At 52.2% G+C, this 11,810-nt stretch carries 8 protein-coding genes, 1 tRNA gene and 1 rRNA gene; 4 read left to right on the forward strand and 6 right to left on the reverse strand.

From position 1 onward, the window contains the following. Positions 1-10 precede the first annotated feature (10 nt). Both L1D43_RS12500 and pssA read right to left on the reverse strand, forming a co-directional pair. A 16S ribosomal RNA gene (locus tag L1D43_RS12500) occupies positions 11-1,555 on the reverse strand. A gap of 737 nt (positions 1,556-2,292) precedes the next feature. Beyond that, positions 2,293-3,162, reverse strand: coding sequence for a CDP-diacylglycerol--serine O-phosphatidyltransferase (pssA, locus tag L1D43_RS12505; protein ID WP_239852015.1), 870 nt, complete (start codon positions 3,160-3,162; stop codon positions 2,293-2,295). Positions 3,163-3,296: 134 nt separating this feature from the next. On the opposite strand from pssA, the gene L1D43_RS12510 reads away from it, so the two are divergent. Next, positions 3,297-3,740 carry a DUF4124 domain-containing protein gene (locus L1D43_RS12510; protein ID WP_239852017.1) on the forward strand — a complete coding sequence of 148 codons (444 nt, stop codon included), beginning with the start codon at positions 3,297-3,299 and terminating at the stop codon, positions 3,738-3,740. A 79-nt stretch (positions 3,741-3,819) separates the two neighbouring features. On the opposite strand, the gene L1D43_RS12515 is transcribed toward L1D43_RS12510, so the two are convergent. From L1D43_RS12515 to rluD, 4 genes are all read right to left on the reverse strand, one after another. Continuing rightward, a complete protein-coding gene (locus tag L1D43_RS12515) occupies positions 3,820-4,155 on the reverse strand; it encodes a hypothetical protein (RefSeq protein WP_239852019.1) in 336 nt (111 codons plus the stop codon). A gap of 222 nt (positions 4,156-4,377) precedes the next feature. Then, positions 4,378-6,951 carry an ATP-dependent chaperone ClpB gene (gene clpB / locus L1D43_RS12520; RefSeq protein WP_041508723.1) on the reverse strand — a complete coding sequence of 858 codons (2,574 nt, stop codon included), beginning with the start codon at positions 6,949-6,951 and terminating at the stop codon, positions 4,378-4,380. A 115-nt stretch (positions 6,952-7,066) separates the two neighbouring features. Then, positions 7,067-7,786, reverse strand: coding sequence for a peptidoglycan editing factor PgeF (gene pgeF / locus L1D43_RS12525; RefSeq protein ID WP_239852023.1), 720 nt, complete (start codon positions 7,784-7,786; stop codon positions 7,067-7,069). Continuing rightward, positions 7,786-8,757, reverse strand: coding sequence for a 23S rRNA pseudouridine(1911/1915/1917) synthase RluD (gene rluD / locus L1D43_RS12530; protein ID WP_239852025.1), 972 nt, complete (start codon positions 8,755-8,757; stop codon positions 7,786-7,788). Before rluD ends, pgeF begins: the two co-directional genes overlap by 1 nt. Before the next feature lie 123 nt (positions 8,758-8,880). On the opposite strand from rluD, the gene L1D43_RS12535 reads away from it, so the two are divergent. From L1D43_RS12535 to L1D43_RS12545, 3 genes are all read left to right on the forward strand, one after another. Continuing rightward, the gene (locus L1D43_RS12535) at positions 8,881-9,639 is read left to right on the forward strand and encodes an outer membrane protein assembly factor BamD (protein WP_144201781.1); all 759 of its coding nucleotides are present in this window, start codon (positions 8,881-8,883) and stop codon (positions 9,637-9,639) included. Between the two features lie 315 nt (positions 9,640-9,954). Further along, positions 9,955-10,030 (forward strand) — tRNA-Phe (locus L1D43_RS12540). A gap of 154 nt (positions 10,031-10,184) precedes the next feature. Next, on the forward strand, positions 10,185-11,810 hold the full coding sequence (locus tag L1D43_RS12545; protein ID WP_239852027.1) for a methyl-accepting chemotaxis protein: 1,626 nt from the start codon (positions 10,185-10,187) through the stop codon (positions 11,808-11,810).

Here is an 11,810-nt window from a genome sequence, read left to right on the forward strand (position 1 = left end):
ATCGTATAGGTAAGGAGGTGATCCAGCCCCAGGTTCCCCTAGGGCTACCTTGTTACGACTTCACCCCAGTCATGAACCACACCGTGGTAAACGCCCTCCCGAAGGTTAAGCTATCTACTTCTGGTGCAGCCCACTCCCATGGTGTGACGGGCGGTGTGTACAAGGCCCGGGAACGTATTCACCGTAGCATTCTGATCTACGATTACTAGCGATTCCGACTTCATGGAGTCGAGTTGCAGACTCCAATCCGGACTACGACCGGCTTTGTGAGATTAGCTCCACCTCGCGGCTTCGCAACCCTCTGTACCGACCATTGTAGCACGTGTGTAGCCCTACTCGTAAGGGCCATGATGACTTGACGTCGTCCCCACCTTCCTCCGGTTTATCACCGGCAGTCTCCCTAAAGTTCCCGGCATTACCCGCTGGCAAGTAAGGATAAGGGTTGCGCTCGTTGCGGGACTTAACCCAACATTTCACAACACGAGCTGACGACAGCCATGCAGCACCTGTCTCAGAGTTCCCGAAGGCACCAATCCATCTCTGGAAAGTTCTCTGGATGTCAAGAGTAGGTAAGGTTCTTCGCGTTGCATCGAATTAAACCACATGCTCCACCGCTTGTGCGGGCCCCCGTCAATTCATTTGAGTTTTAACCTTGCGGCCGTACTCCCCAGGCGGTCTACTTAATGCGTTAGCTTGAGAACCCAGTGTTCAAGACACCAAATTCCGAGTAGACATCGTTTACGGCGTGGACTACCAGGGTATCTAATCCTGTTTGCTCCCCACGCTTTCGTACCTGAGCGTCAGTCTTTGTCCAGGGGGCCGCCTTCGCCACCGGTATTCCTTCAGATCTCTACGCATTTCACCGCTACACCTGAAATTCTACCCCCCTCTACAAGACTCTAGTTGACCAGTTCGAAATGCAGTTCCCAGGTTAAGCCCGGGGCTTTCACATCTCGCTTAATCAACCGCCTGCGTACGCTTTACGCCCAGTAATTCCGATTAACGCTTGCACCCCTCGTATTACCGCGGCTGCTGGCACGAAGTTAGCCGGTGCTTCTTCTGCGAGTAACGTCACAGCTAACGGGTATTAACCGTTAACCTTTCCTCCTCGCTGAAAGTGCTTTACAACCCGAAGGCCTTCTTCACACACGCGGCATGGCTGCATCAGGCTTGCGCCCATTGTGCAATATTCCCCACTGCTGCCTCCCGTAGGAGTCTGGGCCGTGTCTCAGTCCCAGTGTGGCTGATCATCCTCTCAGAACAGCTAGGGATCGTCGCCTAGGTGAGCCATTACCTCACCTACTAGCTAATCCCACCTAGGTACATCCAATCGCAGAAGGTCCGAAGATCCCCTCTTTTCCCCCGTAGGGCGTATGCGGTATTAGCAGTCGTTTCCAACTGTTATCCCCCTCGACTGGGCAGTTCCCTAGGCATTACTCACCCGTCCGCCGCTCGTCATCTTCAAAAGCAAGCTTTTGAAATGTTACCGCTCGACTTGCATGTGTTAGGCCTGCCGCCAGCGTTCAATCTGAGCCATGATCAAACTCTTCAATTAAAAGTTTTTTTGCTTGGCTTGCGCCAAACGACTCAATGAATTCTGATTCACATAAATGACTCGGAAGAATCATCTATATGTTTGTACATATTGCTATGGACTCTCACTATCTCTAGTAAAGAATTGCATTGAGATTTAAATCGTTTTCGATTAACTCAATACCTGTGAGTGCCCACACAGATTTCTTGTTTTATCTTGTTAAAGAACGTTCGCCTCACACTGGATTCCAGCGGGCTAGGGATGCGTATTCTACGCCTCTCCCTGTCGGCGTCAAGCGCTTTTTTCAAAAGATTTTTAAGTGGTTAATTACTGCGCTATCGCGCTGCAACCACCGGCTTAAAAACTTGAACCGCTTGTTACCTTGACTCGACCAGCTTGCCTACTTCGCTTCGCTAAGTAGCGCCGTTTGCCGTGTCAGTGGGAGCGCATTATAGGGAGCCAAATCTTTTGCGCAAGGGCTTTTTTGACAAAAGCAATCTATCGAACAAAAAACACCCAGAAGGTGGTTTACCCAGCCAAAACCCACACACAAAGCCAACAAGTGAGTAACGATAACAACACAATATTTGGTTACCCTATCGATTTTGATCCTATCAAGTTCAAGCATCGCTTGTTCAAAACCGGAAAATAAGTTTGGCACAAAAACATTCACTCTGCCAAAAATCTTAGCGGCGTCATTGAAAGGCTGTCACAGCCCCCATTTATCCCCGTTGCAAGGACTCATCACAGGGCAGCTGTCACTGCTTCTTATCGGCATCTTCTGAGTCTTGCTCAGTTTGTTTGGCTTCGCATTCAGTATCTGTCTCTTGAGTATCTGTCTCTTGTGCATTCGTCTCTTGAGTAATGTCAGCATCGTTCTCATCCCCCACCACATGACTCACCTTTAATTTCTTTACCGTACGTATGGTATAGATAGGGCCAGAGAGGGCGTAGAGACTAAAGACGATAAACAAGATGGTCGCAGGTTGCACCGAAACCACCACAAACAGGCCCACCAGTGCCAGAATAACCATAAAGTTAACCCGGCCGCGCCAATCATAGTCTTTAAAGGAGTAATAACGGAAGTTACTCACCATCAAGAGACCCGCACAAGCTGTCATTAGCAGCGCCAATATACTTACCTGTTGACCCTCTATCTCATAATAGGTGCCCGTCCAGATAGCACCAGCGATGATGGCCGCCGCGGCTGGACTCGCCAATCCCTGAAAGTAGCGCTTATCGGCGACGCCAACCTGGGTATTGAAACGCGCCAGTCGTAATGCGGCGCCGGCACAATAGATAAATGCGGCCAACCAACCGACCTTGCCCAGATCGGCCAAGGCCCAGTTATAGGCGATCAACGCAGGGGCGACCCCGAAAGAGACCATATCGGCCATGCTGTCATATTCGGCGCCAAATGCACTCTGGGTATTAGTCATCCTTGCGACCCGTCCGTCGACACCGTCGAAGATCATGGCGACAAAGATGGCGATCGCCGCCGCTTCAAAGTGGCCATTCATGGAGGCAATCACCGCATAGAAGCCGGAAAACAATCCCGCTGTGGTGAACAGATTAGGTAAAAGGTAGATACCGCGGTTCTTAACCGTCTCTTTGTTTAAATTTTGCATATAATAAGGAGCAAGGTTATCTTGATAAAATAGAAAGATAACACAGATTTAAGCTCACTTTTTATACGGATCTCTAATTGTTGGCAGATGAGGCATCTCTTGCACTCTCTCCCGGCCTAAATATGGACACTATGATGACCGGAAAATTTTATCTTAGCGCACTACTTAGCCTATTCCTTTGCGCCCCTGCGCTTGCAACGACCATCTATAAGTGGGTAGACGAAAACGGAGTCACCCATTACAGCCAGGAAAAGCCTCCCGAGGCTAAGACAGAAAAACTCTATAGCGAAGATATCGAACAGAAAAAAGTCGGCTTTACCGCCCCTAAGGTCACTGAAAAACAGGGAGAGCCAAAAAGCGAAGCCGCGTTAGCCGCCGAAGCGATCAACGAGAAAGATAAGGCCCAAGCCAAGGCCATCTGCGAAAATGCCAAGCATCAGTTGAGCGTGCTCGAGACCTATACTCGCCTGACACGTAAGAATGAAGAAAGTGGTGAAATGGTGCGCATGACAGAGGAAGACAGGCAATCAGAGATCGCCACGCAGAAACAACGTATCAAACTCTTCTGCGTCAAATAGACATATGTATAGAAGTAGAAGCGACAACCCGACGTGCCGAGGTTGTCGCTTGATGTTTCTTATAGACCCTGTTCGACTTCTACTTACTAGCGCCTTTCGAACTGCTACCTTTCACCATATACATAGAGCGACTCACGCCATCCTGGCAGGCCTGGATGCCCGCATTCCAGCCCTTATCAAATTCACTCAAGCCATCCAACACCTTATCCTTCATCCCTTCTAAGGTATCGGCGCCTGGATTTTGTTTCAGGTAACCGGCGCTTCGACAGCCAGTGTTGTAACCATAGTGATAGAGGCTGTCATAGTCGACGCTGCCGACGCCGACAAAGGCCGGGCCACTGCTTTGCATTGGTGCCGAGCTACATGCTGTCACCAATACGGCCAGAGATGCTATAACTGCTAACCTTGCTTTCATCCAATACTCCTTCACTGTATAAAAACTCAAATTAGGAAGAGATACCGCCCTTTTCAAACTAGTTCAAATAATAGACAAGTGCAATCTGATGCCCCTGATAAAAAAAGCCCAAACCTAGGTTTGGGCTTTTTACAGGACTGAGTAATTGGACTAAGCAATCGAACTAAGCTACCGAACTAAGTCACGGGACTAAATTACAAAGCTAAGTTACTAGAGCGAGCCTTATTGATGAAAGGCGAGCTCGCCCCCCGCGGCATCGACCTTGATTGGCGCGCCAGGTAACAGCTCGCCGCTCAAGAGTTTCTGCGCCAGTGGGTTTTCGACCTCTTGCTGCAGGGCACGCTTCAGCGGCCTTGCACCATAGACAGGGTCGAATCCAGCCTGAGCGATCAAGGCTAAGGCATCGTCACTCACCTCAAGCTCAAAGTCTTTCTCCGCCAGGCGCGCCTTCAGATTGTCTATCTGGATCTGCGCAATATGAGCGATATGCTCTGACTCCAATGGATGGAAGACCACGCTTTCATCGATACGGTTGAGGAACTCGGGTCTGAAGCTGTGTGTTACCACATTCATCACCTCACTCTTCATCTCGGCATAACTGGCAATACCGAAACGTTCTTGAATCACATCTGAGCCCAGGTTCGAGGTCATGATCACCACTGTATTACGGAAATCCACCGTACGCCCCTGACCATCGGTCAGGCGACCATCGTCCAGCACCTGCAGCAGGATGTTGAACACGTCGGGATGAGCCTTTTCCACCTCATCGAGCAAGATCACCGAATAAGGCTTACGTCTCACCGCTTCGGTGAGATAGCCCCCCTCTTCATAGCCCACATACCCTGGAGGCGCACCAACTAGGCGTGACACCGAATGCTTCTCCATAAACTCGGACATATCGATACGCACCATGGCCGATTCGGTATCGAACAGAAACTTCGCCAATGACTTACACAGCTCAGTCTTACCCACACCGGTAGGACCGAGGAAAAGGAAGGAGCCGATAGGACGATTAGGATCCGCAAGGCCGGCGCGGCTGCGACGAATGGCATTGGCCACCGCATCCACGGCCTCGTTTTGTCCAATCACCCGAGTATGCAGTGCTTCTTCCATATGTAGCAGCTTCTCTTTTTCCCCTTCGAGCATCTTAGACACAGGGATACCGGTCGCCTTAGACAGGACTTCGGCAATCTCCACGTCAGAGACCTTGTTACGCAACAGCGTCATATCCTGCATCTCGGCCTGCGCCGCCAGATCCAGTTGTTTCTCGAGCTCGGGAATACGACCATATTGCAGCTCAGACATACGGGTCAGATCCCCTGCACGCCTTGCCACCTCGAGATCCATACGGGCCTGCTCGAGATCCGCCTTGATATGTTGAGTGCCTGCCAGTGCAGCCTTCTCGGTATGCCAGACCTCGTTGAGCTCGGCGGCCTTGGCCTCGACCTCGGCAAGTTCACTGCGCAAGGTGCTAAGGCGACGCTGACTGGCCTCGTCACTCTCTTTGATCAGGGCCTGCTCCTCCAGCTTAAGCTGTATGGTGCGGCGCTCTAACCTGTCCAGTGGCTCGGGCTTAGAATCTATCTGCATACGGATACTTGAGGCCGCCTCATCGATGAGGTCGATCGCCTTATCGGGCAGTTTCCTGTCAGAAATATAGCGGTGAGACATGCTGGCCGCGGCCACGATGGCCGGATCGGTGATCTCCACATGGTGATGCAGCTCATAGCGCTCTTTCAGACCACGCAAAATCGCGATGGTGTCTTCGACGCTTGGCTCATCAACCAGCACCTTCTGAAAACGACGCTCGAGCGCGGCATCTTTCTCAATATATTGACGATATTCATCTAAGGTGGTGGCACCGACACAGTGCAGGTCACCTCTGGCCAATGCTGGCTTAAGCATGTTACCCGCATCCATGGCGCCATCACTCTTACCTGCGCCGACCATGGTATGTAGCTCATCGATGAAGAGGATCACCTGGCCCTCTTCCTGCGCCAGCTCATTGAGCACCGCCTTGAGACGCTCCTCGAATTCACCACGATACTTAGCACCGGCCACCAGCGCACCTAAGTCGAGTGACAACACCCGCTTATTCTTGATCCCCTCAGGCACCTCGCCATTGATGATGCGTTGGGCCAGGCCCTCGACGATGGCCGTCTTACCCACGCCAGGCTCACCGATGAGTACAGGGTTGTTCTTGCTGCGGCGTTGCAGCACCTGAATCGTACGTCGGATCTCATCATCACGGCCGATCACGGGATCCAGCTTGCCCTGCTCGGCGCGCTCGGTCAGATCCACGGTAAACTTCTTCAGCGCTTGGCGCTGATCTTCGGCGTTAGGGTCGTCGATATTCTTGCCAAGACGCACCTCTTCGATGGTCTTCTCAAGCAGCTCCTTGGTGGCGCCCGATTTCTTCAGGCATTGCGCCAACGCGTCGCTGCCCTCGAGGGCAGCCAACACGAAGAGTTCGCTGGAGATATACTTGTCTTTGCGCTTTTGCGCCAACTTGTCACACAGATTCAACAGGCGAATCAGCGCCTGCGACAGCTGAACGTCACCGCCTGTGCCCTCAATTTGCGGTAAACGTTCTAGCTCCTGACTCAGGGCTGAGCGCAAGGTGCTAACCGAGATCCCGGCCTGGGTCAGCAATGGATGGATAGAACCACCATCTTGGTTAAGCAACGCCATCATCAGATGAATCGGCTCGATAAACTGATGGTCACGCCCCAACGCTAATGACTGAGCATCGGAGATTGCTATCTGGAATTTGTTCGTCATACGATCGAGTCGCATACAGCCTCCTAAAAAATTAACGAATGAAGGAAACCTTCAGTGCTTTGTTACCAGTATAGATGGGGGCTTTTTAGGAGGATTCAAGCAATAAGAGAAAAATTGCTGCTTTTTCGTACTAAACTTCCAGCCAGATAAAAGAGGCCATACGGCCGGTTTTCGCCTCGCGGCGATAGGAGAAATAGTCGGCACTCAAGCTATAGGTGCAGTGGGGCAATTGATAGACGCCGCCAACACCGAGACGCTCAGCACGGTAGCGGGCGATCCCTTGCAGATCGGCTAAAAACTTATCGGCGCTCGGCTTAAAAAAGTCTGCGGTTTCAGCATGCTGAGCGATGAACTGCGCCCTAACCTCACCGCCGACCTCGAAGGTATCAGGGCCGATACAAGGGCCAAGATAGATAAGTAACTCTTCGGCGGGCGCATCAAACTCAGCGATAGCCGCCTCGACGATACCATTACACAGTCCGCGCCAACCGGCATGCACCGCCGCCACCTGAGTCGCCGCGCGATCGCAAATCAGCACAGGCAGGCAGTCGGCAGTCATCACCACACACACATGCTCGCCACTGCGGCAGAAACTGCCATCAGCAACACGGTTTGTGTCCTGGTCCAGATTCACCAGCTCGATGCCATGGATCTGCTGCAGCCAGGCAGGCTCGGCTGATATGCCCAGAGCCTTTGCCGCAAGCAAACGGTTTTGACGCACAAGCTCGGGGTCGTCGCCCACATGGTCGCCAAGGTTTAGACTATCGAAGGGTGACAGGCTCACGCCCCCCTGACGCTGGCTAAAAGCCAGCTTCACGCCAGGAGGGATGAACCAGTCTTGAGGCAGCATTAATATTCCGCCGGATGAGCCTTAGTGTCATCACGCAGGGCGTGCGTTAAGGCCACCATATCTTCAGGGATAGGCGCCTGCCAGCTCATTATCTCACAGGTGAAGGGGTGCGCCAGCTCGAGGCGAACGGCATGCAGCGCCTGACGCTTAAAGCCGTTTAGCGCCTCCATCAATTCAGGCGTGGCCTTCTTAGGTGGACGAGGGCGACCGCCATAGACAGGATCCCCGACTAAAATATGGCCTATGTGCGCCATATGTACCCTGATCTGGTGGGTACGACCGGTTTCCAGACGCAGGCGCAGACGGGTATGGGCACGGAACTTCTCCGCCACACGATAATGGGTCACCGAGGGGCGACCGCCGTGGTGCACCGCCATATGAGTGCGCTTGGTCGGATGGCGCGCAATCGGCTCATCGACCACACCACCGGCCGTCATGGTGCCACTCACGATCGCCTCATATTCACGGGTGATCTCGCGTGCCTGCAATGCCGCAACCAGATGGGTCTGCGCCTCGACCGTCTTAGCCACTACCATCAAACCTGTAGTGTCCTTATCGAGACGATGTACGATACCGGCCCTTGGAACCAGCTCAATTTCAGGGCAGTGATGCAAGAGCGCGTTCATCAGGGTGCCATCGCTGTTGCCTGCGCCGGGGTGAACCACCAGGCCAGCCTGCTTGTTGATCACGATAATATGGTCATCTTCGTAGACGATATCCAGATCGATCGCCTGTGCCTCGGCCTTGATCTCCTCTTTGAGAGTCGCTTCGATCTCAATTTCTTGGCCTTCGAGCACCTTTTCTCTCGGCTTAGTCTGCACCATACCATCGACGTAGACGGCACCAGCCTGTATCCACTCTTTAATACGTGTACGGGAGTAATCAGGGAACAACTCGGCCAGAGTTTGGTCTAATCTCTGCCCGGTTTGTGTTGCTGTGATCTCGCTTTTTAGATTAATCTCTTGTGTCATAGGAACCGTACCCGCGTTTTGGGGTCCAAATTAAAGTGCTATCTGTTACAATCGTATTGTTTCTATTTTATCGTGAAATGGAAAAATTCTTAAACAACAACTTACAAAGAATCGAATTCAAGTATGCATAATTTTGCTAAAGGCGCAGCTATCGCCTTGTTGTCATTGGCCTTAGCGGCGTGTAGTAGTAAACCAGAAGATGATATCGAACTGAGTAAATCTTCCCCCGAAGTCCTCTATTCTCAAGCCAGAACCTCGATGGAGCTGGGCAACTATAGTAAAGCGGTGCGCTCTTTGGAAGCACTAGACTCTCGCTATCCCTTCGGTCCACACAAGACTCAGGTACAATTAGACCTGATCTACGCATACTACAAACTGGATGATTCGGCATCGGGCATCGCCAATATCGATCGCTTCATTCGCCTTAACCCCACACATAAAGATATCGACTATGTCTACTATATGCGTGGTCTGGTGAACATGCAGTCGGACAACTATATGTTCCACGACATGCTCAACATCGACAGAACCGACCGAGATCCCAAGGCGGCGCAAGACGCCTTTAAAGACTTCGATCGTCTGATCAAGCAGTATCCTAACAGCAAATATGCCGCCGATGCGCAAAAACGCATGCAGTTCTTGAAAAACCGCCTGGCCAAGTACGCCGTTACGGTTGCGGAATACTACATCAAGATGAATGCCTGGAGCGCCGCCGCCGTGCGCGCCCAGACAGTGCTGGAAACCTACCCGGGAACACCATCTACCGAGCGCGCCCTAGAGATCATGGCGACCGCCTACGAGGAACTCGGCCAGCAGAAACTCAAAGATCACGTACTCATGGTGATGCAGAGTAACTTCCCCAACAACGACATGCTCAAGTAAGCCAGCCTGTTCATACAGAGTAGTCAATGATTTAAGAGGCCCCGCACCGCGGGGCCTTTTTTATATCCGCCTCTATGACTCATACTCAGCTTTAGTCGCTTATTGGTCGACATTACAAGCCTAACTTACTCGGTAGTCATCAAATAGAGGGCTCGGCCCGCAGCCCAGTTTCAACCTCGACAGATCCCCTGAATCTCGACATTTGATCTAAAAATCGACGTTTCGGGCAAAAGTTATCCAAACAAGCGAGATAAACAAAGTTTTTGCAAAAATGTGTTGACTCAAATGCGCAAAAGCCTTTTAATGCACCCCGTCGCCCGAATAGCTCAGTCGGTAGAGCAGAGGATTGAAAATCCTCGTGTCCCTGGTTCGATTCCGGGTTCGGGCACCATATTCTAGGGTGCCTAGCGCACCACACAAAAAAGCCTCGCACTGCGAGGCTTTTTTGTTTCTATTCATCTTACCCATTTCAATCTTTTGCTATACCTATAGATACGACATAAGTTTTAGCTTTCTGCTATTTACTCCTTTTTTTGGGTGTCTATATGAACAATATTCAAATCAAGCACAAGATGGCTTTCGGTATCTTACTCCCCCTCTCGCTCCTCATCTGTATCTGCATCTTAGCAATCAATATGATGAATAATATCGAGAAAGGTGTCGTCACCATCTATAACGATAGAGTCGTTCCACTGGAAGATCTCAAGGTGATCGCCGATGATTACGCGGTATCTGTCATCGACGCCATCAACAAGGCTAATGCCGGTGATTTCAGCGCCGAACAGGCAAACCAGGCCCTGCAGGAAGCAAGTAACAACATAGACAAAAAGTGGCGCCAATACATCGCCACCCAGCTCACCAAGGATGAACAACGACTGGTCGATGAAGCCGAACGCCTATTTGTCCCGGCCAACCAAAGAATCGCCCACCTGGAGCAGCTGCTCAACGGTAAGTCTGGCAATATTGCCGGCCAACTGCGAGATGAGATTATCCCCCTCTACCGGGTGATCGATCCCATCAGTGGCACCATCGCCGAGTTAATCAGCCTGCAACTCAAGGTCGCCGGCGAGGAAAAGGACAGGGTCGCCGAGATCTACCAATCTTCCCTCACCCTCTTCTTGCTCATCACCCTGGTCGCCGCCGTTGCCAGCATAGTGCTAGGTATCTGGATCAACCGTAGCGTGATGAAACCAATCAACCACATACGCACCCAGCTACTGACCATACAGCAAGACTCGGATCTCACTGTCACCTTCGACCAACTCAACAACGACGAACTCGGCCTGATCTCGACCCGGCTCAACGATGTCTTTCACCACCTGCGAGGCATCCTCAAAGGAGTCGCCCAGGCGGCCAACAGTGTCAGCGACTCGGCGTTAGCCCTCAACGAGTTTACCCAGGTCTCCAACGCCCGCATTCAACAACAACAGGCAGAGACGGAACAGACCGCCACCGCCATGAATGAGATGACGGCAACGGTCAACGAGGTGGCTCAGAGCACCACGGCCGCCGCCGACTCGGCCAGAAACGCCGACCGATTCGCCGCCAACGGCAATGAGATCGTCCAGCTGTCGATTAGCAGCATGCAGGCCTTGTCGATGCAGATCCAAAGCACCTCAGAGGTGATCACCCATCTATCTCACGAGAGCCAACATATCGGCAGCGTACTGAGTGTTATCAAGGGCATTGCCGAACAGACCAACCTGCTGGCCCTCAACGCCGCCATCGAGGCCGCCAGGGCTGGAGAACAGGGGCGCGGCTTTGCCGTGGTCGCCGACGAGGTTCGCTCCCTCGCTCAGCGCACCCAGGAAGCGACCCAAGAGATCGAGACCATGATAGAGACGCTACAGAGCGGGGTAAACGAGGCGGTCACCGCCATGGATGTGGGCATTAAACAGGTGGATGATGCCAATCAGCAGACCAACAAGGCCGGCGAAGCGCTGCAAGAGATCGTAGCCTCGGTCGATAACATCACAGAGATGAACACCCATATCGCCACGGCAGCGGAAGAGCAGAGCAGTGTCGCCGAGAGCATTAACCGCAGTATCATCGCCATCAGTGACATAGCCAGTCAATCCACAGAATCGGCCCTAGAGCTGGGTCACTCCATCGCTCAGCTTACCTCACTCGCCGACTCGATGCGCCAGCAAGTGATCACCTTCAAGCTCTGA

Origin of the sequence: Shewanella sp. Isolate8 (assembly GCF_022398495.1) — a bacterium.
Classification (GTDB): Bacteria; Pseudomonadota; Gammaproteobacteria; order Enterobacterales; family Shewanellaceae; genus Shewanella; species Shewanella aquimarina.